Here is a 26,840-nt window from a genome sequence, read left to right as displayed (position 1 = left end):
GGTGTGTTCCCGGTTGCGCGCAGCGGCCCTGCCGCACACGTCCGGACCGGTCCGACCAGGCGATCGGGGGACGGCACGGACTTGCCGCCAAAGCCCGGTCATGGTCGGATACCTGCAGTGTCTCACTGTCCGCGATCATGAAGTCGCATCGGGCAACGGCTACTGGATGTACTCGACCCGATGCCCGTAGTCCGGCGGAAACGCCTAGGCTGATCACAGCAACAAAAGTCAACAGCCAGTCGACAGATACAGCAGGGGAATCTGGCCGGCGATGGAGGGCGGGCACACGTGACGGCGGGGAGCTTCAACGGGGGTGAGCAGGCCCCCAGATATCGCAAGCGGCGGCCTCTTCCTGCGCTGATCATGCTGTTGTTACTCGGTTTGGGGGCGGCCGTGGTCTGGCTCAACGTGGCCAGCAAGGAGCCGGAGGCCAAGGGGGTGCGATGCGATCCCGGGGCGCCGGTGACCGCGGCGTCCGGCGAATCCGCCCCGCCAGCACCACCACCACCACCCGGGGAACACGTCGATCAGACCGGCCTTGACCAGACTTCGGCGGCACCGCCCGACCAGGTCAGCGTCAGGGTGCTGAACGCGAGCACACAGCGCGGCGAGGCGGCACTGGTCTCGGAAGGCTTGAAGCAGCTCGGTTTCACCCAGGTCGGGGCACCGGCCGAGGACCCGCAGTACCCGTCGCGGGACATGACGTGCCGTGGCCAGATCCGGTTCGGCCCGCAGGGCGTCGCCGCCGCGCGGACGTTGAGCCTGCTCGACCCGTGCATGGAACTGGTCAAGGACAACCGCCAGGACGCGTCGGTGGAGCTGGTGGTCGGGCGCAAGTTCGACGAGCTGCCGATCAAGGCCGAGACCCGGCAGATCCTGCGTGTGCTGACCGAGTGGGGCGCACAGCACCCGCCGCAGTCCGGTGGGCTGCAGTCGGTCGAGGGCGCGGGCCCGCAGCTCGACCAGGCGTGGATCGACGCGATCCGCCGGGCACCCTGCTAGACGCCCGCCTCGATCAGCAGCTTGCGCAGCTGGGCGGCCACGCCCGGGGCTGCCGCCAGCACGGCGTCGCCCAGCTCGCCCGTGCCCGGCAACTCCACGACGGCGCCCGCTTCCTCGGCGATGAGCGAACCGGCGGCCCAGTCCCACGGGTTGAGGCCGGCCTCGAAGTAGGCGTCCACCCATCCGGCGCCGACCATGCACAGGTCCAGCGCGGCCGATCCGGTCCGCCGGATGTCGCGCACCCGGGTGAGCACGTTGCGGACCACCTCGATCTGGCTGGCCCGGCGTTCCGGCCGGTAGGCGAACCCGGTGGCGACGAGGGTCAGCTCCAAGTCCTCGACCGCGCTGGCTCGTAGCGGCTGGCCGTCGAGCGTGGCGCCACCGTCCCGCGCGGCCGACCACACGCGGCCGCTTGCGGGCTCCACAACGGCCCCTGCGACGGTGATGCCGTCCAACTGGGCAGCAACCGACACGGAGTACCACGGGAAGCCGTAGAGGTAGTTCACGGTGCCGTCGATGGGGTCCACGACCCAGCGCACGCCGTCGACGGCCACGGCGCCGCCTTCTTCCTCGCCGAGCACCGGTTCACCTGGTCGCAGTTCGGCGAGCCGGTCACGGATCAGTCGCTCGGCGGCGCGGTCACCCGCGGTGACCGGATCGGTGGCGCTGGACTTGGTCGACACGTCCCGCACAGCGGAGCGTCGCGTCGTCTCGATCAATTCGCCCGCCTCGCGCGCCACCCGGACGGCAACTTGGCGCAAAGTGTCCCGCAGATGGACCATGGGTACATCCGACCACATCGGTTATGGTCCCCCCATCACCTGGGAACTGAATCGAGAAGGAAGGACCACGGGGATGGCTGGCACCCGCGGCTTCGGGGTAGACATCGGCGGTTCCGGAATCAAGGGATGCGTGGTCGACCTTCAGGCCGGATCGCTCGTCGGTGAGCGGGTCAGGACGAACACCCCGCAGCCTTCGACACCGGACGCGATCGCCGACGTGGTCGCCAAGACCGTCGAGCAGTTCGACTGGCACGGACCGGTCGGCGTGACGTTGCCGACCGTCGTCAAGCACGGCAAGGCGTTGTCGGCCGCGAACATCAGCAAGAAATGGATCGGCACTGACGCGCACGCGTTGTTCGCCGAACGACTCGGCAGGCAACCGAACGAGATCGTGGTTCTCAACGACGCGGACGCGGCCGGTATGGCGGAAATCCGTTATGGATCAGATATCGACCGCAGTGGTGTGGTGGTGTTGCTGACTTTCGGCACCGGCATCGGCAGCGCGGTTTTCCTTGACGGCGAGCTCGTCCCGAACACCGAGTTCGGCCACCTCGAAGTGGACGGGCACGACGCCGAGACCAAGGCCGCGGCCTCGGTGAAGGAGGAGCACGACCTGTCGTGGGAGGAGTGGGCCAAGCGCGTCACCCGCTACCTGCGCAGGCTGGAGGACCTGATCTGGCCGGACCTGATCATCGCGGGCGGCGGGGTGAGCAAGAAGGCGGACAAGTGGCTGCCTTTGTTGGACGTTCGTACCAAAGTAGTGGCCGCTGAACTGCGCAACGACGCGGGGATTGTCGGCGCCGCCGTGGCGGCGGATATCGGCGTCCAGCACTGATTCGCGGGTTATTCGCACCCGTAGGAACTGGCTTCACGCCCTTGTTGTGTCACCGCACTCGCCGGGCGTCGTTACAATGGAACAGCGCCTTCGGCAAAGCCCGGAGGCTCTCCCCGAACTCCCGGCAACTCGACCCCCGCCGTGTTGCCGTTGTCGACCGTTTCGAAAGGGCGTACGTGGCAGCCGCAGAGACCGCAACCCGACGCTCCCCGAGCACCGCGAGCGCGGCGAAGACGACCAAGACCGCTTCGGTTGCCGGCAAGACCGACGCCGAAGAGCCCGCGACGGCGGGCGCCAAGGCCAAGGCGTCGGCGGGTCGCAAGACCGCAGCCAAACCCCGAGCTGCCAAGAAGACCGCGACCAAGGCGCCGGCGGCCAAGGCGAGCCCGGCCACGGCCAAGAAGTCCGGCGAAGGCGATCCCGACGAGCCAGGCGAGCTCGAGGACGTCCAGCTCGAAGACCTCGAGGACCTCGAGGCCGACGACGCCGAACTCGTCGACGAGCCGGTGGTCGAGGAAGAGCCGGACGAGGAAGAAGAGAAGCTCCCCAAGGACGCCAAGGAGGGCGGCGGCGACTTCGTCTGGGACGAGGAGGAGTCCGAGGCCCTCCGCCAGGCCCGCAAGGACGCCGAGCTCACCGCCTCGGCCGACTCGGTGCGTGCGTACCTCAAGCAGATCGGCAAGGTCGCCCTGCTCAACGCCGAGGAGGAGGTCGAACTCGCCAAGCGGATCGAGGCAGGCCTCTACGCGGCCGAGCGGGTGCGCAAGGCCGAGGAGGAGAGCGAGAAGCTCACCCCGCAGATGCGGCGCGACCTGCGCTGGATCGTGCGTGACGGTGAGCGCGCCAAGAACCACCTGCTGGAGGCCAACCTCCGCTTGGTGGTGTCGCTGGCCAAGCGCTACACCGGCCGCGGCATGGCGTTCCTCGACCTGATCCAGGAAGGCAACCTGGGCCTGATCCGCGCGGTCGAGAAGTTCGACTACACCAAGGGCTACAAGTTCTCCACGTACGCCACCTGGTGGATCCGGCAGGCCATCACCCGCGCCATGGCCGACCAGGCCCGCACCATCCGTATCCCGGTGCACATGGTCGAGGTGATCAACAAGCTCGGCCGGATCCAGCGTGAGCTGCTGCAGGACCTCGGCCGCGAGCCGACGCCCGAAGAGCTCGCCAAGGAAATGGACATCACCCCGGAGAAGGTGCTGGAGATCCAGCAGTACGCCAGGGAGCCCATTTCGCTCGACCAGACCATCGGCGACGAGGGCGACAGCCAGCTCGGCGACTTCATCGAGGACTCCGAGGCCGTTGTCGCGGTCGACGCGGTCTCGTTCACGCTGCTGCAGGACCAGCTGCAGTCGGTGCTGGCGACGCTGTCCGAGCGCGAGGCGGGCGTGGTGCGGCTGCGCTTCGGCCTGACCGACGGCCAGCCCCGCACCCTGGACGAGATCGGCCAGGTCTACGGCGTGACCCGGGAGCGCATCCGGCAGATCGAGTCGAAGACCATGTCGAAGCTGCGTCACCCGTCGCGGTCCCAGGTGCTGCGCGACTACCTCGAGTGATCGGCGTTCTTTTCCGAGAAAGCCCCCGGCCGCGGCCGGGGGCTTTCTCATCGCCTTGACGGCTAACGTTGTTAGCCTTATCGTGAAGCTAACAACGTTAGCCATCTGGGGAGTTGCCATGTCGCAGGTACTCGCACCCGTCCGCCCGATCGCCCACCGCGTCGCCTGGGCGGCGCTGGCGCTGTTCTTACTCGCGTTCCTGATCTTCGAGGTGGTCAAGCACGGCGGCTGGTCATGGGCCACGGCGCTCGCCCTGTTCATCGCACCCGATCTGACGATGTTCATCGACATGCGGTCAGGCGGCGACGGCAGACTTTCACCCAAAGCGGTGCCGTTCTACAACGCGGTGCACCGGCCGTGGATCCCGTTGGTGGTGCTGGTCGGCTACAGCTTCTCGGATCTGGATATGGTCCCGCTGTTCGCCGCCGGTCTGGCGTGGCTGCTCCACATCGCCATGGATCGCACGTTCGGGTATGGATTGAGGAACCTCGATGGCAGCAGGCGTCTCTGAACGGCGCACGCAGATCGTCGAAGCGGCCCGCGCGCTGATCGAGCACGGCGGAACGTCCTCGCTGACCATGCGTGCGCTCGCCGACCGCCTCGGCATCCGCGCACCCTCGCTCTACAAGCACTTCCCGGACAAACTCGCGGTCGAAGCCCAGGTCATCGCGGTCGCCATGGAAGAGGTCGCCCGCTCGCTGGAATCGACGAGTTCGCTGACCGAGCTCGCAGCCGCATACCGGGCCTACGCACTGGCGCACCCGCACCTGTACCGGCTGATGAACTCCGGACCACTCCCCCGGCATCTGCTACCCGATGGTGTGGAAGACCGGGCCGCACTGCCGTTGGTTCGTGTCGTCGGCGGCGATGAACATCGCGCACGAGCGATCTGGGCGTTCGCACACGGGATGGTGATCCTCGAACTCGAGGGCCGGTTTCCGCCAGGAGCCGACCTCGACCGCGCCTGGCACACCGGACTGGCCGCGTTCGACGAGCCTGTTCAGCGCTGACCAGGGCGCTTGAGTACGTTGTCCTGGTACTTGCAGGAGCACGCTTTATGGAGGACACCTCGTGGCGACGAAGCCTGAGATCGGCCCGATCACTGGAAACCCGCCTGCCGAGCTGGAGATCGAGGACATCACCGTCGGCGACGGCCCCGAGGCCCAGGCAGGCCACACGGTGACCGTGCACTACGTCGGCGTCTCGCACTCGACCGGCAAGCAGTTCGACGCGTCATGGGACCGCGGCGAGACCTTCCAGTTCCCGCTCGGCGGCGGCCGGGTCATCCAGGGCTGGGACCGCGGCGTCGCGGGCATGAAGGTCGGCGGCCGTCGCAAGCTGACCATCCCGCCGCACCTGGGCTACGGCGCACGCGGCGCGGGCGCGGCGATCAAGCCGAACGAGACCCTGGTCTTCGTGGTCGACCTGCTCGGCGTGAACTAGCCGAGTCGCCAGGCGGGCTCACGTACTCGGAGGGTGAGCCCGCCAGCGAACCGATCATCGCCACGCTGACCGGGAGCAACGAGCACCGCACGCATACCCGTCGGCCAAGAAAGCGACGTACATCACACCATCGCCCTCACTGAGCGTGTAAGTCGACACGAACGTGTCAGCCCGCCGTGTCCCCCGCCTCGCCACGCCAAGCTGAGCTGGGCGAAGGCCCATCGCCGCGGCGAAGCGCGCGCTTGTACCACGCCACTCGGCCGGGACACCACAAGATCCTGAATATCGGGACAGCCACTACGGCAACCGGGCGAACCAATTGTTACGGCTGTCTCTCTCGGGCGCGGGAACACTGACGATCGCCAAAACGTCTGCAAGAGTAGAGGTAGCGAACATCGGGTATCCCGCCGGCAACCGAAGCCAGGGGAGACCCAGTGGTCGCAGCCTGACGAGGGCACCGACCACGGTGCCGGGACGGAGGGAGATTTACCATGAACACCACGCTCACCCGCCCCGAACTGACAGCCGCCGATCGCTGCGACCGCTGCGGGGCAGCCGCGCAGGTTCGGGCGATCCTGCCCTCAGGAGGAGAACTGCTGTTCTGCGGTCACCACGCGCGCGAGCACGAGGCGCGCCTGAAGGAGTTGGAGGCAGAGCTGCAGAAGGGCTGAGACCACGATCACAGCCAAGACGTAGTGCGGGGCGGGACTCTGAGCGTGAGTCCCGCCCCTACTGCTGTCCAAGCGAGGACAAGCACCGCCTGGACGGCTCACATCTTGCCGAGCACCGGTTCGAAGGCCAGTTCGGCCGCCCCGATCAGTTTCGCGTCACCGCCGAGCACCGAAGGCACGATTCGAGTCCCGCCAACGGCCCTGCTGACCAGGCTGCGGGTCCGGACCTCGCGGCCGACGTCGGCGATCAGCGCGGCGGGCAGGGACGTGAACAGATCCCCGAGCACCACCAGCTCGGGGCCGAGCATGTTGACCACGTTGACCAGGCCGAGGGCCAGCCAGTCGACCAGTTCCGCGAGTTGCTCGCGCGCCAGTGACGAGTGCGCGGACAGTTCCTTCAACGCGGCCACGATCGCGCCGCGCGGCGAGCCCTCGGGCAGTTCCAGCGCCCTGCACATCGCGGCCTCGCCGATTTCGGTCTCCCAGCAGCCGTGGCTTCCGCAGTAGCACGGCCTTCCGCCGGGCTTGACCACCATGTGCCCGATTTCGCCGAAGTATCCGCTTGTTCCGCGCATCGGCGAGCCGTTGGAGATCACGCCACCGCCGACGCCGACATCAGCCGACACGTACACCGCGTCAGATGCGCCACGGGCGGCGCCGCGGACGTGCTCGGCCAACGCACCGAGCTCCGCGTCGTTCCCCAGTCGTACGGGCATTCCCAGGCCCGTAGAGAGCCATTCCCCTAACGGGATGTCGGTCCAGTGCAAGTTGGGCGCCTCGTGCACGAGCCCGTCAGACCCACGGACCACACCCGGCACGGACACGCCAACCGCGGCCGTCTCGACAGAGAGTTCACCGACCAGCCAACGGGTTGAGTCCACGATGTGTGCGACGACCTCGTCGGGCTGGCTGGCGCGTCCGTAGAGGTTCCAGCTGTTACGGCCGAGGATCTGCCCACCGAGGCCAACCAGGGCAATGGCGACGCCTTCGACGCGTATGTCGATCGCGAGAACGACGGCCGCGTGTGGTTGGGGCAGGACGAGCAGCGATGGGCGGCCAGCGCCGCTGCGTTGCAGCGGCACTCGCTCTTCCACCACGCCGGCTTCGGCCAAGCCGTCCACCAGCGCCTTGATCGTGCTGCGGTTGAGTCCTAGTTCCGTGGTCAGCGCCGCACGGGTGCACGGCCCGTCGATGTGCAGGCGTCGCAACAGTGCTGTCCTGTTGTGCCTGCGTACCTCGTCGGGCCGAGCCCCCGCGGTCGGCGAAGTAGTCACGGCGATCAGGACTTGGCAGCCGCCGCACGACGGCGCGACAACGCATCGACCGTGGCCGCGACCAGCAATACGATGCCAGTAATGATGTTGATCTCGGCGGCGCCGTAGTTCAGCAGGCCGAGACCGTTCTGCACGATGGCGATGACCGTGCCACCGATGACCGCGTCGGTGATCCGGCCGCGTCCACCGAACAGCGACGTACCACCAATGACGGCCGCACCAACGGCGAACAGCAGCGTGTTCAGCGCACCGGCCTGCGGGTCGACCGAGCCGACCTTCGACGAGTACACGATCGCGCCGATCGCCGCGAGCGCCGAGCTCACCACGAACACGCTGGCACGGATCTTGGACACGTTGATACCGGCACGGCGGGCCGCTTCCGAGTTGCCACCGACGGCGTAGATGTGCCGTCCGTAGCGGGTGCGGTTGAGCACGTACAACCCGATGACCATGATGCCGAGCACGATGGGCACGACGTACGGAACGCCCTCGATCACGATCGCGCTCTGCGAGCGGTTGATCGTGAAGACGTACGTACCGACGATGGCCAGCACGGCGATCGCGGCGACCTTGGCCAGCGCGATCGGTGTCGGCTGGGTGACCAGGCCGCTGTTGAGCCGCTTGAAGTGCTGCCCGAGCGTGACGGCCGCGTATCCGGCGACCGCGATCACGCAGAAGATCCAGCTGCCCGAGATGCTCAGGTTGCCGTTGGCGACCGCGTTCAGCGTCGGCGATTCCGAGCTGATCGGCAGCGTGCCACCCTGGCCGATCAGCTTGAGGATCACGCCCTGCCAGGTGATGAACAGTGCCAGCGTCACCACGAACGACGGCATACCGATCTTGGCGACCAGGAAGCCGGTGACACAGCCGATCGACGCGCCGACGGAGATCGCCAGCAGCATCTCCAGCCATGCGTTGGCGGGCACACCGACCAACGTGATGAGCAGCGCGACCAACGCGAACGCCGCGCCTGCCCAGATCTTCATCAGCAGGCCGAGCCCGAGCGCCACCACCAGCAGCGCACAGAACACGTAGAACACCGTGCCGCCCATGCCGCCCAACAGGTTGCCGTTGCGCACGACATGCAACGCCATGACCGCGGCACACACACCTGATGCCGTACCAGCGGCAAGGTCGATCTCGCCGATCAACAGCACGAACACCAAGCCCATCGCGATGATCACGGTGCTGGCGCCCTGCTGGAACAGGTTCGCGATGTTGTTGAGCGACAGGAAGAACTCGGACTGCGTGGCGAAGTAGATCACCAGGACGACCAGGCCTGCCAAGGCGGGCAACGAGCCGAGCTCACCGCCGCGCACCTTGGCGAAGTAGTCGCCGATCGCCTCGCTGGTCGTCTTCGAAGTGGTGTCGATCCCGAAGTCGGAGATCGCACCGGCGCGTTTCGCTTCCTCCGGCGCGCTGTGCGTGCCGGTGGCGGAAGGCTTCTCAGTCATGCGTGGGGTCCAGTTCGTATTTCAGGCGGTCGGCGTCAGATGGTCACGGTGTCGGGACGGGCGAGGCCAAGCTCACCGGACCGTCCGGCGGTGATCAGCTCGACCACCTGGGTGTTCGTCACTTCCTTCGTCGGCACCTGGGCCACCATCCGGCCGAGGTAGAGCGTCGCGATCCGGTCGGCGACCTCGAAGACGTCCGCCATGTTGTGGCTGATCAGCACGACACCGAGGCCTTGCTCGGCCAGCCTGCGGACGAGGTCGAGCACCTGACGGGTCTGCGCGACACCCAGCGCGGCGGTCGGCTCGTCGAGCAGCACGACCTTGCTGTTCCACAGCACCGCCTTGGCGATGGCTACGGTCTGCCGCTGACCACCGGACAGCGACGCGACCGGCGTACGCACCGACTTGACCGTGCGGACCGACAGCGACGCGAGTGTCTCGCGCGCGGCTTTCTCCATCGCGGCCTCGTCGAGCATCCATCGCGAACCACGTTCCCTGCCAAGGAACATGTTCTGCACGATGTCGAGGTTGTCGGCCAGCGCGAGATCCTGGTACACGACCTCGATGCCCAGTTGCGCGGCGTCCTTCGGCCCGCGGATGTGCACCTCGTTGCCCTGGAATGTAACGGTTCCCGAGTCGTGACCGTAGATCCCGGCGATGCACTTGACCAAAGTGGACTTTCCGGCGCCGTTGTCACCGACGAGTGCGGTCACCTCACCCGCTCGCACAGTGAAGTCCACGTCGTGCAGGACGTGGACCGGACCGAAGCTCTTGTTGAGACCCTTGATCTCGAGGATCGGATCACTACTCATGGTTTGTACTCCGTGATGGAACCGGGGCGGGTGCCAGTCGGGGGCAGGCACCCACCCCGGAGATCGGGCGAACTAGGAGATGCCTGCCTGGGCGCACAGCGGCTGGACATCGCCGGTGCAGACCTCGGAGACCTTGACGTAACCGGCGGTGATGACGTCCTTGACGTTCGCCTTGGTGATCGTCTGCGGCGTCAGCAGGACGGACTTGACGTCGCGGTTGCCCGTCGGGTCCTTCTCCGTCTGCGTGGCGATCGCGTCGGCGGCGGCGGTGTCACCCTTGGCGAGGGCGGCGGCCAGCTTGGCGGCAGCCTCGGCCTCCTGCTTGATCGGCTTGAACACAGTCATGTACTGGTCGCCGCGAAGCACTGCCTGCAGGCCTGCCGCGGTGGCGTCCTGACCGGTGACCGGGACCTTCAGGCCGTTCTTGTTCAGAACGGTGATGACCGCGCCGGCGAGACCGTCGTTCGCCGCGACGACACCGTCGACCTTGCCGCCGTTCTGCGTCAGGATCTGCTCGAACTGCTGGCCACCCTTCTGGTTGTCCCAGTTGTCGATCGGCTGGGACTTGACCAGCTTGAGAGTGCCCGCGTCGTACAGCGGCTTGAGGACCTTCTGCTGACCGGCGTGGAACAACGTGGCGTTGTTGTCCGTCGGCGCGCCCTCGATCTCGATGACCTGCGCACCCGGCTTGCTCTTCAGCGCCTCGGCCATGGCCGCGCCCTGCAGCTCACCGACCTTGGTGTTGTCGAACGAGACGTAGTACTTGGAGCTGCCGCCCAGGTTGAGGCGGTCGTAGTCGATGACAGGGATGCCGGCGTTGGCGGCCTTGGCGGCGACGGTCTTGCCGAGCTCGCTGTTGATCGACGCGATCACGAGGACCTTCACGCCTCGGCTGATCATGCCGTCGGCCAGCCGGGTGAAGGTGGCGGTGTCGCCCTGGGCGTTCTGTACGTCGGCCTCGAGCCCCTCCGCCTTCATGGCCTCCTGGATCATCGGCTTGTCGAAGCCCTCCCACCGGGCAGAGGAGGCGGTTTCCGGCAGAATGACGCCGATCTTGGTACCGCCGCCTGACGGAGCGGACGCCCCCGGAGTGGAGCCACCGCCACCGGGCGCCGGTGCCTCGTTGGCCCCGCAAGCAGAGAGCACGAGGGCGACACCCGCACCCACGGCGGCGAGGGCAAGGGTCTTGCTACGCATTCGTCGTCCTTCCAGTGGGACTCGAAAATGTTGTGCGCCACAACATATGCCCGGTACCCACGTGACTGGAAGCACACTGATTCGATTCAGAAGCTTTTGTGGGATACGAAGTGGCAACGACGACGTAACCGAAGGGCCTCGACCCCCTGAACAGTGACGACCTCACTACGGCTGGTGAGTGATCAACTCGACCGAGGCGGACAAATCGGACGTCAAGTGTCCCGAACCCCGGCCTAATTTGTTGTCGGCAGTGGGGTATGAAACACCAAATACCGACAATGTGGGTTGCCCTTCAACAAACTGGGGTTTGTTGGACACCTCACCGGCGGAGTCGGGCGAGGACGGCGTCGGTGCCCAGTTCGGTCCGCGCCTCGGGATGCTCGACATAGTGCTTGAGCAGTGCGTACAGGCCCTCGGGTGGCACGGCGAACTGGGCGCAGTCGACTTCGATCATGGGAACGGGCGGCAGCCTGTCGATCTTCCAGAACCGCACGACCTGCTGTTTCCGCCACTCAGCGTTGGCGTAGGCGATGACGAGGACCTCGGGTCGACCGTTGTAGGCGGCCTTCACCCCGGCGAACGCCTCCCAAGGCAGGAACGACGAGAAGGTCCACCCGCGCTGCTCGATCCCGTCAGCGGACAACGTCAGCCGACCACGCCGAACCCGCCCCGACAGCACACCCACAACAAATGTCGCCACCCCCAAGCCCAGTCCCCCGAACGCGATAGCCGCCGCAGTGATCCCGTGGCGCGCGTAATCCACGACGGCGAACACGAAGAGCGCGGTGAAGCAGCCCATCTGCGCGATCAGGCAAACGAAGGCGACCAGCGAATACCGCACTTCCGTCGCCTGGTTACCGGACCGCACGTCCGCGTAGCCGGCTGGCCTTCGGACTCGGGTGTAGTAGATGAAGAAAGCGCCGAACATGAACAGGAGTGCGGCGAAGGAGCCGTACTTCAACCCGCCGGGAGCGCCGATCGCAACAAATCCCAGGCCCGCCGCGAACGCGGCGAGCCCGAACAGGACGAGCAGGACGATGCCAGGCACATAACGGCGGCCCGAATGGTGCGGCCACTCAGCAGGCCACGGCAACCGGTCAGAAGATGGCATCCCAGGCGTCTCCCAGTGCTCCGCCGACGGCTTTGGCCGCGTTCGCGACCGTGGCCGCACCAGCTTCGATGGCGTCGCCAACCGTTCCGATTCCGTTCTGGTAGATCGCGTCAACGGCACCGGACGTGAACAAGCCGGCCAACGCGCCGCCGACCGCGCCGAGTGCGGTGCCGACCACAGGAACCGGGATCGCCGTCCCGATCACGGCGCCTGCCAGGACCGAAGCTCCGAACCCGGCGGCACCGGAAACAATCGCTTGGCCGACGGGTTTGTCCGTGGCCACGACGTCGTACACGACACCCGCCACGGCAAGCGCGCCGCCCACTTTCAGTCCGACTCGTCCCGCGGTCGCCTCGGTCTTCGCGGCTGCGGCAGCCGCTTCGTCTGCGCTGTGCGCCGCCACCCGGGAAGCGTCGAAGTCCCTGTAGATCGTCGCCGCCGAGGACCCCGCGGGCGCGGTCTTGGCCATCTCCAAGTACCTCGCCGCCTCGCCCGCCAGGTGCTTGGACTGCTGCATCAGGATCGACGCATGGGCCGCGGCCAGCGTGCCGCCTGCGCCGTTCGCCAAGTCTCCGATGACCAGGAACCACTTGCTGGACACGTCGTTGAGGACGTTCTTCAGTGTGTCGGCGGCCAGTTTGGCGACGATCCGCGCCGCCTCGGCACCCTTTTCCGCGGCCTTGTACGCGTCCACCTGTGCCGCGTGGATCCGTTGCGCTGACACGGCATCGTCGTGAGTTTTGACGGCTTCAGGAGTGGCTGCGTCTGCCGCAGGCGGCGTGGGTGGTGGCGGACCTGGCTCCAGGATCGTGTCCCCGTCCACTTTCAGCCCGGCCGCCGCCGCATTCGCCCGGACCGTCCTCATGTCCTCCTGCGCTCGATGCAACTGCGCCGCGAAGTCGTCGAATTTCTGCGCTACGTCGGAAGCGGCGGTCGCCAGCCCGTCTGTCTTCTGCGCGCCGTCAGTCATCTTGGCGCGGAATGCCGCACTGGCAGCGCCGCGCCAGCCGGAGTCGGCCTGGTTGCGCGCGGCATAGATCTGGCTCGCGGCCTCGGATAGCTCCTTGGCCAGTGATCCTCTGAGCCAATGCGAGACGCCACGAACACTCTCGGGATTGCCCGCGATCCTCGTGTCGATCGGCATGTCAGCCCGTTCCGCCTGCGTTGTTCAGGTTCCCGGCGGTCGCAGCTTCGTTCTCCTGGTATCGGGAATTGCCCTTCGCGACCGCCTCGGCGGCAGCGGCGGCGCCGATCACCAACTGCCCCGCGTTGTCCACCAGACGCGCCATGATTCCCACGATCGCGGGAGTCCCATCGCCCGCGTCAGGCGCCGCCGGAACCGAGTTGCCGACCGCGTCGACTTCCGCACTGGTTCTGCGCAGTGTGCTCGCGATGCCGTCGAGAACACCCGCGTCCACTTCCGAATCCACCGGCGGGCTCACGTGCCACCGCCATGCCGCTTGTCCTCCGGAATGATCACGTCAAGGAGAAGAAGCTGGAACGGATAGGCTCGCTGCACCTCGTCGAGTGCGGCGGTCGGCATCACGATCCACGGCTGCTGCCGTCCACAGCACGTGTGCAGCCGGTCCAGCGCCGAGTATGCGAGCAGCGCCATCCGGCCGTCTTTGGTTCGCCTCAACTCGATCTGCGCGAACGATGCGTCAGTGACTGTCTCAGCCACCGGCAAGTACACGACAGGCGGGAACTCGGCAGGTATCGGCGTTGTGGTGGCCTCACGCGGCGAACTCACGGATTCGCACCTCCCCTGATGCTGGTCTCCGTGACTGTTCGCGACCGATTAGAGCACAGATCTCACGATCAGTGATCTACGTCTGACTATCTGTCACGGAACAGACCAGGGGATGTCAAGTCCTCACCAGGAGCGCAAGGTGGCGATGCGTTCCTCGAGTTGTTCGACCGATGCCATGGCTGTCGGCGGTCCGCCGCATTGGCGGCGGAGGTCGCCGTGGATGACGCCGTGGGGCTTGCCTGTGCGGTGGTGGAACATCGCGACCAGGGTGTTGAGTTCCTTGCGCAGGCCGGTCAGGCGCTCTTGCACGGTCTGCGGGCGGTTCTCGGCGGGCGCCGCGGGCCGGGCGGCTTGCTCGGCGTGTTTGCGAGAGCGGGAAGCCAGCTGCTTTTCCTGCCGCTGCTGCAACAAAGTCCGCACTTGCTCGGGTTCCAGCAGGCCGGGCAGGCCCAGGTAGTCCTGTTCCTCCTCGGAGCCGACGCCTGCCGCCGTGCCGAAGGACGAGCCTTCGTAGATGACCTGGTCGAGTTCGGCCGACGCACCCAGTGAGGTGAACGCCTTCTCTTCTTCGCCTGGTTCGTCTTCGGTCCGGTTGGCCGCTGCCAGCAGCTCGTCGTCCCAGCCGTCTTTCTCCCGGTGTGGCTTGCCCAGGACGTGGTCGCGCTGGGCTTCCATCTGGCTGGCCAGCTCCAGCAGCACTGGCACGCTGGGCAGGAAGACGCTCGCGGTCTCCCCCGGGCGCCTTGCTCGCACGAATCGGCCGACCGCCTGGGCGAAGAACAGCGGGGTTGAGGCGCTGGTCGCGTACACGCCCACGGCCAGGCGCGGGACGTCGACGCCTTCGGACACCATCCGGACCGCGACCATCCAGCGGTCGTCGGACTCGGAGAACTTCTGGATGTTGCCGGAGGCCTTCGGGTCGTCGGACAACACGACCGTCGGCTCTTCACCGGTCGTCTTGTGCAGGATCCGGGCGTACTCACGGGCTGTGGTCTGGTCGGACGCGATGACGAGGCCGCCTGCGTCGGGCACGCCACCGGCGCGCAGCTGCCGCAGCCGTACGTCCGCCGCGTTCAGGACCGCGGGCATCCATTCGCCGCTGGGGTCCAGGGCGGTCCGCCAGGCGCGTGCGGTTTGTTCCTGCGTCATCGGTTCGCCCAGGCGCGCGGTGAACTCCTCCCCCGCGCTCGTGCGCCAGGACGCCTCGCCGGAGTACGCCATGAAGATGACGGGGCGCACGACGCCGTCGCGCAGCGCGTCGGCGTAGCCGTACGTGTGGTCGGAGACGCTACGCATCGAGCCGCCGACGTCGGGTTCGTAGTTGACGAACGGGATGGGCGAGTCGTCGCTGCGGAACGGTGTTCCGGTCAGCGCCAAGCGTCGCACCGCCGGCGTGAAGGCCTCGCGGATCGCGTCACCCCACGACTTCGCGTCGCCGCCGTGGTGGATCTCGTCGAGGATCACCAGCGTCTTGCGGTTCTCCGTCCGCACCCGGTGCAACGTCGGGTGCGCCGCCACCTGCGCGTACGTCACCGCCACACCGCGGTAGTCCCGGGAGGTCTGGCCTTGGCCGTTGCTGAAGTTCGAGTCGATCGGAATGCCGAAGTTCGCAGCCGAGGCCGCCCACTGGTGCTTCAGGTGCTCGGTCGGTGCCACGATCGTGATCGACTCGACCGTCCGGTCGGCCAGCAGCTCCAACGCCAGCCGCAGGCCGAACACCGTTTTCCCGGCACCCGGCGTCGCCACCGCGAGGAAGTCCTTTGGCTTGGCCGTGAGGTACTTCGTGATCGCACGCCGCTGCCACGCACGCAGCGGGCGTTGGGCTGGTGACGCTGGCGGGGCCGGGGGTGCGTAGTCGGGCGCTACCACGTAACTCTCGGCTCCTTTCGCACACGAATGCCCTCAGGGCGTGTCCCGCTGGACTCGTTGAGGGCTCTCGCAGCCTACCTTCCGCCCGCCGGGCGTGCCGCGCGGTCGCTGCTCAACAGGCGGGTCGAGTCGGCCAAATCACGGTCCATGGACCATGCTTGAGACTGTTATGAGCGACGGGCATCCACAGGCGGCCAACGGCGTGGCACCACGCCGTGGTCCTGGTGGGCTGGTCAAACGCACTTTCAAACGCGCGTGGGACGGCAGCATCTTCTCCGAGGCAGCCGAAGCGGCGTTCTGGCAGACGCTCTCGCTCCCCCCGCTGCTGCTGGGTCTGCTGGGCAGCCTGGGTTTCGTGTCCGGCTGGTTCGGCCCCCACATCCTCGACCAAGTGCAGGACCGGATCGTCGGGTTCTCGTTCACGATCTTCAGCGACAACGTGGTCCGCGACATCGTTACGCCGACGGTCGAGGACATCCTGCGCACCGGGCGTGGCGAGGTTGTGTCGATCGGTTTCCTGATCTCGCTGTGGGCGGGCTCGTCGGCCATGGCGTCGTTCGTCGACGCGATCACCTCCGCGCACGACCAGTACACCGTGCGCAATCCGCTGTGGCAGCGGATCTTCGCGTTGCTGCTGTACATGGTCAGCCTGGTCGGCCTGATCGTCGGGTTGCCGCTGCTGGCGCTCGGCCCGGACATCCTGCCGAACTTCTTCCCGGCGTCATGGCGGGAACAGGTCTCCTTCTACGTGGACCTGTTGTACTACCCCACTCTTGGCATCCTCGCGTTGCTCGCGGTGACGACGTTGTACAAGCTCGCGCTGCCACGGAAACTGCCATGGCACCGTGGTGTGCCCGGCGCTGTGCTCGCGGTTGCCGTGTTCATGCTGTCCAGCAGCCTGTTGCGGCTGTACATCGAGTGGATCACCACGACCGGCTACACGTACGGCGCGCTCGCCACTCCGATCGCGTTGTTGTTGTTCACTTTCTTCATCGGGTTCGCCATAGTCCTCGGTGCGCATTTCAACGCCGCGATCCAGGAGTTGTGGCCTGCCAAGATGACCAGCCGGCAACGACGGCGGTGGCGGCGGCTGGAAATGGAGCGGGTGGCCGAGCACATCCGTTCCGAGAACGTCACCACAGAGGGTGCACAGGATGTCAGCCGGACGGAGTCATCCTCGCGGCCAACACAAACTCATCCCTAGGAACGACTCGAAAGTCACGCCATAGGTGCATGCTCACACGCGCGGCCTGTGACAGGCTCTGGGACATCGCCCCAGGGGCACCGGGCGATGTGTTTGCAGGAGCCTGCGTCGGCGCGGGAGGGCAACCCGTCCGGCGCAGGCTCCTCTCATTTCCTGGAGGGGGACGACCGCAGTGTGGTTGCTCGCGCGATTAAGCCTTGCCAACCGAAGCCTGATCGCCCTGATCACGCTCGCCATCATCGGGTTCGGCCTGTTCGCCGTGCCTTCGTTGAAACAACAGCTGTTCCCGTCGATCCAGCCGCCGACCGCGGTGATCGTCGCGCCGTATCCCGGTGCCGCACCGGACTCGGTCGCCGCACAGGTCACCGAGCCGATCGAGGGCAGCCTGCAGGGCATCGAAGGGCTTGAGGAGACCAGTTCCGACTCGGCCGAGGGTGTCGCGTCGATCGTGGCGCAGTTCAAGTTCGGCACGGACATGGACCGCACCGTCGACCGTATGCAGCAGGCAATCAACCGGCTGGGCACGCAACTGCCGCAGAACGTCCGGCCGACTGTGAACGCGGGCAGCACGTCGGACTTTCCCGCGATGGTGCTGGCCGCAGGCACGACCGGGGATCAGCAGAAACTCGCGGACCAATTGGCCGCCGAAGCCGTGCCGGAGCTGAAGAAGATCGTGGGCGTGCGCGACGTCAACGTCACCGGCGCCGCCAAGGAAACCGTCACGATCACGCTGGATTACGGCAAGCTCGCGGTGGCGGGTGTGCAGCCGAACGCGTTGGTCACGGCGTTGCAGTCCGTTGGCAAACCCGTTCCGGCAGGCGCGCTCACGGAGGGCGACCGGACGCTCACCGTTCAGGTCGGCGGGCAGCTCGAGTCCGTGGATGCCTTGCGGAACATGTACTTGGCGGGTCAACGCCAGCCGGTGCGGCTCGCGGACGTGGCGACGGTCGAGCCGCAACTGGCGGCGACGACGTCGGTGACGCGGACCAACGGCAAGCCCAGCCTCGGCATCGCGATCATGATGACCACCGACGGCAACGCGGTCGAGATCTCGAAGGCAGTGCAGGACAAGCTGAACAGCCTGCGGCAGACGACAGGCGCCGAGCTGACCGTGATCTTCGACCAGGGGCCGTACATCGAAGAAGCGGTCAACGGGCTGACCACCGAGGGCTTGCTCGGTCTCGGGTTCGCGGTCCTGGTGATCCTGCTGTTCCTGCTGTCCGTACGGTCCACTTTGGTCACGGCGGTGTCCATCCCGCTGTCGGTCCTCGTGGCGCTGCTGGCGTTGTGGACGGGCGATCTGTCGCTGAACCTGTTGACGTTGGGCGCGTTGACGATCGCGGTCGGCCGGGTGGTCGACGACTCGATTGTGGTGCTGGAGAACATAAAACGACATCTGGCGTACGGCGAAGGCAAACAACGCGCGGTATTGGACGGTGTGCGGGAGGTCGCCGGCGCGGTGACCGCGTCCACGCTGACCACGGTCGCGGTGTTCTTGCCGATCGCGTTCGTCGGCGGGTTGCCCGGACAGCTGTTCTCGTCATTCGCTATCACGATCACGGTGGCATTGCTGGCTTCCCTGCTCGTGTCACTGACGATCGTGCCGGTGCTGGCGTACTGGTTCCTCAAGCCGCCCAAGGCAGGCGAGAACGTCACCGCGATCCGCGAACGGGCCGAGGCCAAGGAACGGCGCAGCGTGCTGCAGCGCGGTTACGTCCCGGTGATCAGGTTCGCCACCAGGTTCAGGTGGACCACCCTGCTGATCGCGGTGGTGATACTGGGTGGCACGTTCGGCCTGCTGTCCAGATTGGACACGAACTTCCTCGACAGCTCCGGCTCCACCAGCGTCAACGTCAGCCAGAAACTGGCTCCGGGCAGCAGCATCGGCACCCGTGACGAAGCCGCGAAGAAGATCGAGAGCGTGCTGGCGTCGACCAGTGAGGTCGAGGCGTACCAGGTGACGATCGGGTCGGAGCCGGGCTTCGGCGGGCAGGTGTCGTCGGAGAACCAGTTCCAGGTGACGGTGCGCAAAGGCACGGACACCAAGGCTTTGGAGGAGAAGCTCCGCGGTGAGCTGGCCAGTCGTCCGGGCGTCGGTGAGGTCAAGTTCGGTGCCGAGGCAAGCGGTTTCGGCAGCACCGACGTAAGGGTGAATGTCACAGCACCGACCGACGAGGCGTTGCGCGCCGCGACCGAACAGGTCCGCCAGAAGGTCGCGGGTGTCAGCGGATTGTCCGAAGTGACAAGCGATCTGGCGGTGAGCGCGCCGCGGGTGCAGATCGATGTGGACGAGCGCGCCGCCGCGGCCGCGGGCCTCACCGCGGACGCTGTCGGGCAGCTGACCAGCCAGGCGATCGCTGGGTTCCCGGTCGCGGAGGTGTCCATCGCGGGTGAGCGTCAGCAGATCGTGCTGCGGTCGGGCACGCCGCCGAAGGACGTCGCCGCGATCAGGGCGTTGCCGCTGGTCACGCCAACCGGCGTGGTGCCGCTCGAACGGATCGCGAATGTGCAGACCGTCGACGGCCCTGTGCTGATCAAGCACAGTGACTCCGAGCGCAGCGCGAGCGTGACGGCCAAGCCGGTCGGCAAGGACCTCGGGACGGTCAACCGAGAGCTGGACGCCGCGTTGAAGGGCCTCACGCTCGGCGGCGGTGCGACGTACGCGATCGGTGGGGTGAGCGCGGATCAGCAGGAGGCGTTCGGTGACCTCGGGCTGGCGTTGCTCGCGGCGATCGTGATCGTGTTCTCGATCATGGTGGCCACGTTCCGCAGCTTCGTGCAGCCGTTGATCCTGCTGGTGTCCATCCCGTTCGCGGCGACCGGCGCGTTCGGCCTGCTGCTGATCACCGACACCGCGCTCGGCCTGCCCGCGATGATCGGGTTGCTGATGCTCGTCGGCATCGTGGTGACCAACGCGATCGTGCTGATCGACCTGGTCAACCAGTACCGCAGGCAAGGAATGGGCATCCAGGAGGCGGTGGTCGAGGGCGGCAGGCGCAGGCTGCGGCCGATCCTGATGACCGCGGCGGCGACGATCTTCGCCTTGGCGCCGATGGCACTCGGCGTGACCGGCGAGGGCGCGTTCATCGGTAAGCCGCTCGCGCTGGTCGTGATCGGCGGCCTGGTCAGCTCGACGCTGCTGACGCTGGTGCTCGTGCCGACGCTCTACACGATGGTCGAGCGGGTCAAAGAGCGGTCACGCAACCGGCGCCAGGCCAGGCGCAATCCGGCTCCCGCGGAGCGGATCCCGGCAGGCGTGGACTAGAAACGCAGGAGAGGGCACCTTCACGACTCCTCGTGAAGGTGCCCTTTCGCGTGCGAAGACTTAGGACTGCTTGCCTGGGTCCAGCGAGTCGAAGATGCGCTTGCACTCGGGGCAGACCGGCGAGCCCGGCTTCGGTGAGCGGGTCACCGGGAACACCTCGCCGCACAGAGCGACCACCATGGTGCCCATCACGGCACTCTCGGCGATCTTGTTCTTCTGCACGTAGTGGAACATCTTCGGGGTGTCGTCACCAGTCGAATCCTTGGTGTCGACGTCAGGCAGCGTCTGGGTGGAGGTACTCACGAGACCAATTCTGCATCAAACCCGGGCCGATCCTGGTTAGATGCGCGCATGTTCTCCAAGGTGCTGGCGAGTTTCGGGCAGGGCGGTGCCAAGGTCGACGCACAGCTGATCGACCACAGCGTCCGGCCGGGCGGGCCGCTGCGCGGCCAGGTGATGCTGGTCGGCGGCCAGGTCGATCAAGAAGTGCAGGGTCTCGGCGTGACCTTGCTCGCCAGGGTCGAGCAGGCCGACGCACGCGGTGACGTGTCGTTGGTGGACATGCCGTTCCAGAACATCAACCTGGCCAGCAACGCGGTCGTGCGAGCAGGGCAGACACTGACCGTGCCGTTCGAGGTGCACCTGCCGTGGGAAACGCCGATCACGACGGTGCTCGGCAAGCACCTAACGGGCATGGCGATCGGCCTGCAAACCGCGCTTGACCTGGGCGGATCCATGGCCGACCCGCAGGACATCGACGCGGTGGCGATCGAACCGCTGCCCGCACAGCACCGGATCCTCGACGCGTTCGCCCGGCTCGGCTTCCAGTTCCGGGCGGGTGCGCTGGAGAAGAACAAGATCACCGGGCTCGACCAGCAGTTGCCGTTCTACCAGGAGATCCGCTTCGCCCCGAGCCCGGCTTTCGCGCAGGCATTCCTCGAGGTCGCGGTGACTTTCCTGGCGGGTTCGTCGGGCATGCAGGTCGTGCTGGACGTGCAGAAGAAGGTCCGGGTCGGCAAGGGCAGCGGGCTCGGACCACAGGCTCGCCCGTTCATGGGCGCTTTTCCCGTGGACTACGCCAGGGTCGGCGCGACGAACTGGGAACAGCAGATCGAGGGCTGGCTCCGCGAAGTCGCCAGGCCACGCGCCATCTTCGACTGAGGGTCCCGTGAGATGAATCTTCGGGCAGTCCTCGCTGCCCATCGGGCGGGACGCAAGTGGACCGCTGCCCGGTCGCCCGTAAAGAATGGCGTCCCGTGACCATCATCGCCATCGCTGACGAAGTACGCGCCGCGCTCGCGGCGGGCCGGGGTGTTGTCGCCCTGGAAAGCACGATCCTCTCCCACGGTTTGCCGTCTGGCCGCAACCGCAAGGTGGCCGAGCGGCTCGAAGCCGTCGTGCGGGAGGCTGGCGCGGTGCCGGCGACGATCGCGGTTCTCGACGGCAAGATCCGGGTCGGGCTGGACGAGCGGCAGCTCGACCGGCTCTGCGCGGCCGATTCCGGCTTGGTCAAGCTCTCGAAGCGGGATCTCGGCCCGGCGATCGCCATGAATCAGGACGGCGCCACCACCGTCGCGAGCACGGCTGCCATCGCGCACGCGGCGGGCATCGGTGTGTTCGGCACCGGCGGGCTCGGTGGCGTTCACCTTCCGCTTCCGGGGAAGCACAGCTCCTGGGACGTGTCGGCTGACCTCGACGCTCTTGCTGAGACTCCGGTTCTGGTCGTGTCGTCCGGGGTGAAGTCCGTGCTCGACATCGAGGCAACGCTTGAGCTGCTGGAGACCCGCTCGGTTCCGGTCATCGGCTATCAGACCGACCACTTCCCCGGCTTCTACCTGCGGGAATCCGCGTACGCACTGTCCTGGCGGGTGGACACGCCCAAGCAGGCCGCCGACGTCGTGCACGCGCACTGGCAGGTGCCGGGTCAGGCGGGCATTCTGCTGGCGAACCCGATTCCGCCGGAGTACGAGATGGACCGTGAGCTGCACGACCAGCTGCTGGCCGACGGGGTCAAGCTGCTCGACGAGCGGGGCGTCCAGGGCCGTGACGTCACCCCGGTCCTGCTTGAGCACTTCCACACCGCCAGCAGTGGTGTGAGCCTTGACGCCAACGAGGCCCTGGTCGTGGCCAACGTCACGCTCGCCGCGCAGATCGCCGCCGACCTGGCGGAACGCTGATGACAGTCCTCGTGGTCGGGGACGCCGGCCTCGACGTGATGGTGTTGCCGAGTAGCGAGGTTGTCTACGGCGGCGACACCTCGGCCCAGGTGCGGGTCACGATGGGCGGCGCGGGCGCGAACACCGCGACGTGGCTGGCCAATGAGGGCGCGGACGTCGTGCTGGTGGGGCGCATTGGCGACGACCTGGCCGGCCGTCAGGTGCTCAGCAACCTCGCGGCCGCCGGTGTGCGGTGTGAACTCGCGATCGATCCGAACGCCGCGACGTGCTGTGTCGTGATCATGGTCGACCAGAGCGGGCAGCGCACGATGCTGCCGGACCACGGTGCCGGCGCGTGGCTGCAGGCCGACGACCTGCGGCCGGAGCTGCTGAAAACCGCGCGGCACCTGCATTTGTCGGGCTACGTCCTGCTGGATCCGGCATCTCGCGACGCGGGCTTGGCGATGTTGAAAGCCGCTCACGACAACGGGTTGACCACGTCTGTCGACCCGCAGTCGGCCGCGCTGATCCCTGATCCCGGGGCGTTTCTGGACTGGATCAAGGGCGTCGATCTGTTGCTGCCCAACGAAGAGGAGCTCGCTCTGCTGTCCGCGGGCCATCACCTGCTGGACTACGTCACCGCCGTCGCGGCCACCGCCGGAGCCGGCGACGTCAGCTGGACCGACCGCTCCGGGACGATCCGCGTCCCGGCCGAATCAGTGTCCTGTATGGATTCCACGGGCGCCGGCGACGCCTTCAACGCTGGTTTCCTGGCGGCGTGGCTGGCCGATGAGACGCCCGAAGTGGCCTTGCGGGCAGGGGTCAGCGCGGCCACGAAAGTGGTCACCGGGATCGGCGCGATCCCGCTGACTTAACCCTCGATGACCTGGTGGTTGTTCGAGCGCTCGAGCACCTCGGCGCTCGGCACACCCTGTTCGCGCTTGTAGCGCTTGAACCGCTGCGCCTTGCGCGGCGGCCGGTCGTTGGCGATCAGCACGGCCGCCCACGGCAGCGGGATCGACAACAGCAGGAACCCAAGCGCCAGCCACCACGAGATCTGCGCGAATATCAACGCCAGGAACAGACACGGCAGGCGCAGGGCCATCATGGTGATGTACTTGCGTTTCCGTGCGGCGTGTTGTTCGTCGAACGACGGCGCGGCCTCGGTGATCAGAACCGGGGTGTCGCCGCGCTCATCGGGGTTGTTCCCTGTGCTCTTCACGGCACCACCTCCACCTCTCATCCTGCCACTGAAGGCCCGAAGCGACAGCATGCCCCCGCCGTGAAATTATTCCGCCTGTGGCCGATGATCTTTCCCCAGAGTTCTGTTCCGCTCTGCGGAACGCCTTCGAGCGCGCCGGCTACGACGCTGATGGAGTACTGCGCCTGATCGGCGAGTCCGCGCACGCCGCGCTGGGTCGCGGCGAGCCGGAGCCCGCCCGCCGCGCGACCAAGGACGGCGCCGAGCTGGGCACGCTCGTCAGGCTTTTCCTGCTCGGTGACGAACTGCCCGAGCAGGAGGTCAAGGCCGTCCTGCCGTGGCCGGAGTCGGTCGCGAACGGTCTCGTGCGGGTCAGTGACGACCGAGTACGCGCCGGGCTGGACGTACGCCCGTACGGCGATGACCAAGGTTCGTGGTGGGTGTTCGCGGACCTGGATTCCGACCAGCTCGGCTCCGAGGTACCGGTCGACCACGTGCTGGGTGTCGGGCACGCGTCGTTGAGCCTCGCCCGGGCGACCATCCGCCGTCCGGTTGGAACAGTGCTCGACCTGGGGACCGGTTGTGGCGTACAGGCATTGCACGCCAGCAGGCACGCCCGAAGCATTACGGCGACTGATTTGTCGGCCCGCGCGTTGATGCTCGCAAACGCGACATTCCGGATCAACGGACTGGACGTCGAGACGCGGCAAGGCAAATGGTTCGAACCGTTGACCGGCCGCCGCTTCGACCAAGTGGTGTGCAATCCACCATTCGTGGTCGGGCCGTCCCGGGTCGACTACACGTACCGCGACTCCGGGCTCGCCGGTGACGACGCGAGCGCGCTCGTGATCGCGGCACTGCCCGAATACCTCACGCGGGGCGGCGTCGGCCAGTTGCTGGCGTCCTGGCTGCATCTGCCCGGCCGGGACTGGCAGGAGCGAGTCAGCTCGTGGCTGCCCGGCGGTGTGGACGCGTGGTTCGTGCAACGAGACGTCGCCGATCCGGACCTCTACGTGGGCACGTGGCTACGGGACGCGGGCATCGACCCGCGGTCGGCGGAAGGCTCGGCGCGCGCGTCGAAGTGGCTGGACTGGTTCGCGGAGAACAAGGTCGCCGGAGTGGGCTTCGGTTTCGTGACACTGCGACGGACCGACGGCGAGCCACGGATCGTGTGCGAGGACCTGCGGCACGCGTTCGACGACCCGCTCGGCCAGGAAGCCGCGGGCTGGTTGGACCGGATCGACTGGCTGCGAGCGCATTCGTCACCTGACGCTCTGCTTCGAGCGCACTTGAAGGTGGCCGAATCGGTTGTCCTCGAAGAGGTTTCGTCACCCGGCGACGAAGGGTGGGAGGCCGTCGTCCGCCGCCTGCACCGCACCGACGGGCCCGGGTGGCAACACGAAATCGACGAGCTCGTGCGCGCACTGCTCGCGGGTTGTCGCGGTCTGTTGCCGTTGGGAGACTTGCTGGAGCTGCTCGCGGCGGCACACGGCGTGCCCACCGACGCACTCGTCGTGGCCGCGCTTCCGTTGGTGGACGAGCTTGTCCGGCACGGGATGCTGGTGCCGGCATGAGAGCCGTCGCGGCGCGCGTGAAGAGCGCCAGTGTGACTGTGGACAGTCGGATCGTCGGGTCGATCAAAGCGGGCCTGTTGGTATTGCTGGGCGTGCATACGGACGACACGCCCGAAAAGGCAGCCATCATGGCCCGAAAACTGTATGAGCTTCGCATTTTGCGGGACGAAGAGTCATGTGCCACATCCGGCGCGCCACTGTTGGTGGTCAGCCAGTTCACCCTCTACGGGGAAACCCGTAAGGGTCGGCGCCCGTCGTGGATCAGCGCCGCACGCCCCGAGCAGGCGGAACCCCTTGTCGGAGCAGTCGTCGACGAGCTGCGCAATCGGGGAGCTCATGTAGAAACGGGCGAATTCGGGGCCATGATGGAAGTAACGAGCGTGAACGACGGTCCGTTCACCGTCCTCGTCGAAATCTAAGGATTTTCTCAGCCACTGTGGACAGTGGGCTTCTCTCAGGAATATCTCAGGCTCTGCGGCGCAACCGGTTGGCCGGTACCGACGTCATCCAGTTTGAGAAAGCGGGAACGAATCTCGATCCGCTCACGTTTTCTCTAGTGTCCAACCAACGGGCAGCAAGGTCCCAGACGGACCGTGGTTCGTAGGTCGTGACACGAGCCACCGCCAGCCCGAGACAGGGGGAGGGAGTCCGATGACCGTCCCGCAGACTCTTGACCGCGATGTTCCTGAAGCCGCCGAACTGGACCTCGACGCGCAGGGACCAGCGGCCGACTTGGTTCGCGTGTACCTCAACGGGATCGGCAAGACCGCACTGCTGACCGCCGCCCAAGAGGTCGACCTGGCCAAGCGGATCGAAGCCGGGGTGTTCGCCCAGCACATGCTGGAGACCAACCCGCAGCTGCCTGCCCAGCGCAGGATGGACCTCAAGTCGCTGATCCGCGACGGGCACGTGGCCAAGAACCACCTGCTCGAAGCGAACCTGCGGCTGGTCGTCTCGCTGGCCAAGCGCTACACCGGGCGCGGCATGCCGCTGCTCGACCTGATCCAGGAAGGCAACCTGGGTCTGATCCGCGCGGTCGAGAAGTTCGACTACACCAAGGGGTTCAAGTTCTCCACGTACGCCACGTGGTGGATCCGGCAGGCCATCACGAGGGGCATGGCCGACCAGGGTCGCACCATCCGGCTGCCAGTCCACCTGGTCGAGCAGGTGAACAAGCTGGCGAGGATCAAGCGCGACCTGCACCAGCAACTCGGCCGCGAGGCCACGCACGAGGAGCTGGCCAAGGAGTCGGGCCTGAGCGTCAGCAAGGTCGCCGACCTGCTTGACCACTCCCGTGACCCGGTCAGCCTGGACATGCCGGTCGGAGCCGAGGAAGACGCGCCGCTCGGTGACTTCATCGAGGACTCCGAGGCGACCGACGCCGAGGGCGCGGTCATCTCCGGCCTGCTGCAGGACGACCTCCGTCGCGTACTGGCGACGCTGGATGAGCGTGAGCAGCACGTGATCCGGCTTCGTTACGGCATCGATGACGGCCAGCCCAGGACCCTCGACCAGATCGGCAAGCGCTTCGGGTTGTCCCGCGAGCGGGTGCGTCAGATCGAGCGTGAGGTCATGTCGAAGCTTCGCCAGGGCGAGCGCGCGGAGAAGCTCCGGGCGTACGCGAGCTGACGAAGTGATGCAGGTCACCCGAACGGCACTAGTGCGAAGTGAGTTACGTCAC

General features: G+C 66.8%; 27 protein-coding genes. 15 read left to right on the top strand and 12 right to left on the bottom strand.

The features are described from left to right. Nucleotides 1-288 precede the first annotated feature (288 nt). Entirely contained in the window at nt 289-1,002 is a 714-nt protein-coding gene (gene cei / locus B9C43_RS39840; RefSeq protein WP_084432566.1) for an envelope integrity protein Cei, read from the top strand. On the opposite strand, the gene B9C43_RS39835 is transcribed toward cei, so the two are convergent. Continuing rightward, nucleotides 999-1,784 carry an inositol monophosphatase family protein gene (locus tag B9C43_RS39835; RefSeq protein WP_084432564.1) on the bottom strand — a complete coding sequence of 262 codons (786 nt, stop codon included), beginning with the start codon at nt 1,782-1,784 and terminating at the stop codon, nt 999-1,001. The genes cei and B9C43_RS39835 overlap by 4 nt on opposite strands. 73 nt (nt 1,785-1,857) lie before the next feature. Between B9C43_RS39835 and ppgK the strand changes: the two genes are divergently transcribed. The 6 genes from ppgK (at nt 1,858) to B9C43_RS39805 (ending at nt 6,292) form a co-directional block, all read left to right on the top strand. Beyond that, nucleotides 1,858-2,619: a polyphosphate--glucose phosphotransferase gene (gene ppgK, locus B9C43_RS39830; RefSeq protein WP_033391380.1), complete on the top strand. Its 762-nt coding sequence runs from the start codon at nt 1,858-1,860 to the stop codon at nt 2,617-2,619. Nucleotides 2,620-2,795: 176 nt separating this feature from the next. Beyond that, a complete protein-coding gene (locus tag B9C43_RS39825) occupies nt 2,796-4,178 on the top strand; it encodes an RNA polymerase sigma factor (RefSeq protein ID WP_033391381.1) in 1,383 nt (460 codons plus the stop codon). Between the two features lie 118 nt (nt 4,179-4,296). Next, a complete protein-coding gene (locus B9C43_RS39820; protein WP_084432562.1) occupies nt 4,297-4,689 on the top strand; it encodes a DUF4260 family protein in 393 nt (130 codons plus the stop codon). Next, a complete protein-coding gene (locus B9C43_RS39815; RefSeq protein ID WP_033391382.1) occupies nt 4,670-5,188 on the top strand; it encodes a TetR/AcrR family transcriptional regulator in 519 nt (172 codons plus the stop codon). Before B9C43_RS39820 ends, B9C43_RS39815 begins: the two co-directional genes overlap by 20 nt. Nucleotides 5,189-5,249: 61 nt before the next feature. Continuing rightward, the gene (locus tag B9C43_RS39810; RefSeq protein WP_033391383.1) at nt 5,250-5,621 is read left to right on the top strand and encodes an FKBP-type peptidyl-prolyl cis-trans isomerase; all 372 of its coding nucleotides are present in this window, start codon (nt 5,250-5,252) and stop codon (nt 5,619-5,621) included. 491 nt (nt 5,622-6,112) lie between these two features. Further along, nucleotides 6,113-6,292 carry a DUF7455 domain-containing protein gene (locus B9C43_RS39805; RefSeq protein ID WP_033391384.1) on the top strand — a complete coding sequence of 60 codons (180 nt, stop codon included), beginning with the start codon at nt 6,113-6,115 and terminating at the stop codon, nt 6,290-6,292. 98 nt (nt 6,293-6,390) lie between these two features. On the opposite strand, the gene B9C43_RS39800 is transcribed toward B9C43_RS39805, so the two are convergent. From B9C43_RS39800 to B9C43_RS39760, 9 genes are all read right to left on the bottom strand, one after another. Continuing rightward, nucleotides 6,391-7,566: an ROK family transcriptional regulator gene (locus tag B9C43_RS39800; RefSeq protein WP_084432559.1), complete on the bottom strand. Its 1,176-nt coding sequence runs from the start codon at nt 7,564-7,566 to the stop codon at nt 6,391-6,393. Between the two features lie 5 nt (nt 7,567-7,571). Continuing rightward, nucleotides 7,572-9,020: a sugar ABC transporter permease gene (locus B9C43_RS39795; RefSeq protein ID WP_084432556.1), complete on the bottom strand. Its 1,449-nt coding sequence runs from the start codon at nt 9,018-9,020 to the stop codon at nt 7,572-7,574. Between the two features lie 35 nt (nt 9,021-9,055). Beyond that, nucleotides 9,056-9,832: an ATP-binding cassette domain-containing protein gene (locus tag B9C43_RS39790; protein WP_084432553.1), complete on the bottom strand. Its 777-nt coding sequence runs from the start codon at nt 9,830-9,832 to the stop codon at nt 9,056-9,058. A 72-nt stretch (nt 9,833-9,904) separates the two neighbouring features. Continuing rightward, entirely contained in the window at nt 9,905-11,029 is a 1,125-nt protein-coding gene (locus B9C43_RS39785; protein ID WP_084432550.1) for a sugar ABC transporter substrate-binding protein, read from the bottom strand. A gap of 319 nt (nt 11,030-11,348) precedes the next feature. After that, nucleotides 11,349-12,140 (bottom strand): PH domain-containing protein, encoded by a 792-nt coding sequence (locus B9C43_RS39780; protein WP_143446919.1) that lies wholly within the window; start codon nt 12,138-12,140, stop codon nt 11,349-11,351. Then, nucleotides 12,127-13,284 (bottom strand): WXG100 family type VII secretion target, encoded by a 1,158-nt coding sequence (locus B9C43_RS39775; RefSeq protein ID WP_084432543.1) that lies wholly within the window; start codon nt 13,282-13,284, stop codon nt 12,127-12,129. Before B9C43_RS39775 ends, B9C43_RS39780 begins: the two co-directional genes overlap by 14 nt. A gap of 1 nt (nt 13,285) precedes the next feature. After that, nucleotides 13,286-13,582, bottom strand: a complete 297-nt coding sequence (locus B9C43_RS39770; RefSeq protein WP_084432540.1) for a hypothetical protein — start codon at nt 13,580-13,582, stop codon at nt 13,286-13,288. Beyond that, entirely contained in the window at nt 13,579-13,890 is a 312-nt protein-coding gene (locus B9C43_RS39765) for an SAV_915 family protein (RefSeq protein ID WP_235039117.1), read from the bottom strand. The genes B9C43_RS39770 and B9C43_RS39765 overlap by 4 nt, the downstream gene beginning before the upstream one ends. A gap of 123 nt (nt 13,891-14,013) precedes the next feature. Then, nucleotides 14,014-15,759 (bottom strand): DEAD/DEAH box helicase, encoded by a 1,746-nt coding sequence (locus B9C43_RS39760; RefSeq protein WP_084432537.1) that lies wholly within the window; start codon nt 15,757-15,759, stop codon nt 14,014-14,016. Nucleotides 15,760-15,913: 154 nt separating this feature from the next. Here B9C43_RS39760 and B9C43_RS39755 point away from each other — a divergent pair, with 154 nt between their 5' ends. Both B9C43_RS39755 and B9C43_RS39750 read left to right on the top strand, forming a co-directional pair. After that, nucleotides 15,914-16,963: a YihY/virulence factor BrkB family protein gene (locus tag B9C43_RS39755; RefSeq protein ID WP_084432534.1), complete on the top strand. Its 1,050-nt coding sequence runs from the start codon at nt 15,914-15,916 to the stop codon at nt 16,961-16,963. A 172-nt stretch (nt 16,964-17,135) separates the two neighbouring features. Continuing rightward, entirely contained in the window at nt 17,136-20,228 is a 3,093-nt protein-coding gene (locus tag B9C43_RS39750; RefSeq protein WP_084432531.1) for an efflux RND transporter permease subunit, read from the top strand. A 60-nt stretch (nt 20,229-20,288) separates the two neighbouring features. Here the strand turns inward: B9C43_RS39750 and B9C43_RS39745 are convergent, their stop codons facing one another. Further along, the gene (locus B9C43_RS39745; RefSeq protein ID WP_380144756.1) at nt 20,289-20,462 is read right to left on the bottom strand and encodes a DUF3039 domain-containing protein; all 174 of its coding nucleotides are present in this window, start codon (nt 20,460-20,462) and stop codon (nt 20,289-20,291) included. Nucleotides 20,463-20,579: 117 nt separating this feature from the next. On the opposite strand from B9C43_RS39745, the gene B9C43_RS39740 reads away from it, so the two are divergent. From B9C43_RS39740 to B9C43_RS39730, 3 genes are all read left to right on the top strand, one after another. After that, the gene (locus B9C43_RS39740) at nt 20,580-21,389 is read left to right on the top strand and encodes a sporulation protein (protein WP_033391396.1); all 810 of its coding nucleotides are present in this window, start codon (nt 20,580-20,582) and stop codon (nt 21,387-21,389) included. A 95-nt stretch (nt 21,390-21,484) separates the two neighbouring features. Next, on the top strand, nt 21,485-22,405 hold the full coding sequence (locus B9C43_RS39735; protein ID WP_084432525.1) for a pseudouridine-5'-phosphate glycosidase: 921 nt from the start codon (nt 21,485-21,487) through the stop codon (nt 22,403-22,405). After that, the gene (locus B9C43_RS39730) at nt 22,405-23,259 is read left to right on the top strand and encodes a carbohydrate kinase family protein (protein WP_084432521.1); all 855 of its coding nucleotides are present in this window, start codon (nt 22,405-22,407) and stop codon (nt 23,257-23,259) included. Before B9C43_RS39735 ends, B9C43_RS39730 begins: the two co-directional genes overlap by 1 nt. On the opposite strand, the gene B9C43_RS39725 is transcribed toward B9C43_RS39730, so the two are convergent. Further along, nucleotides 23,256-23,627 (bottom strand): DUF3099 domain-containing protein, encoded by a 372-nt coding sequence (locus tag B9C43_RS39725; RefSeq protein ID WP_084432789.1) that lies wholly within the window; start codon nt 23,625-23,627, stop codon nt 23,256-23,258. The two genes, B9C43_RS39730 and B9C43_RS39725, sit on opposite strands and share 4 nt — an antisense overlap. 56 nt (nt 23,628-23,683) lie before the next feature. Here B9C43_RS39725 and B9C43_RS39720 point away from each other — a divergent pair, with 56 nt between their 5' ends. The 3 genes from B9C43_RS39720 (at nt 23,684) to B9C43_RS39710 (ending at nt 26,788) form a co-directional block, all read left to right on the top strand. Beyond that, nucleotides 23,684-25,159, top strand: coding sequence for a DUF7782 domain-containing protein (locus B9C43_RS39720; RefSeq protein WP_143446918.1), 1,476 nt, complete (start codon nt 23,684-23,686; stop codon nt 25,157-25,159). After that, nucleotides 25,156-25,578, top strand: a complete 423-nt coding sequence (dtd, locus tag B9C43_RS39715) for a D-aminoacyl-tRNA deacylase (protein WP_033391400.1) — start codon at nt 25,156-25,158, stop codon at nt 25,576-25,578. Before B9C43_RS39720 ends, dtd begins: the two co-directional genes overlap by 4 nt. A 232-nt stretch (nt 25,579-25,810) precedes the next feature. Next, nucleotides 25,811-26,788 (top strand): sigma-70 family RNA polymerase sigma factor, encoded by a 978-nt coding sequence (locus tag B9C43_RS39710; protein ID WP_033391401.1) that lies wholly within the window; start codon nt 25,811-25,813, stop codon nt 26,786-26,788. Nucleotides 26,789-26,840: the final 52 nt, after the last annotated feature.

Origin of the sequence: Kibdelosporangium aridum (genome assembly GCF_900176515.1) — a bacterium.
GTDB lineage: Bacteria > Actinomycetota > Actinomycetes > Mycobacteriales > Pseudonocardiaceae > Kibdelosporangium > Kibdelosporangium aridum.
Note: the sequence above shows the minus strand (reverse complement) of the source record. Positions and strands in the feature narration are given on the sequence as shown.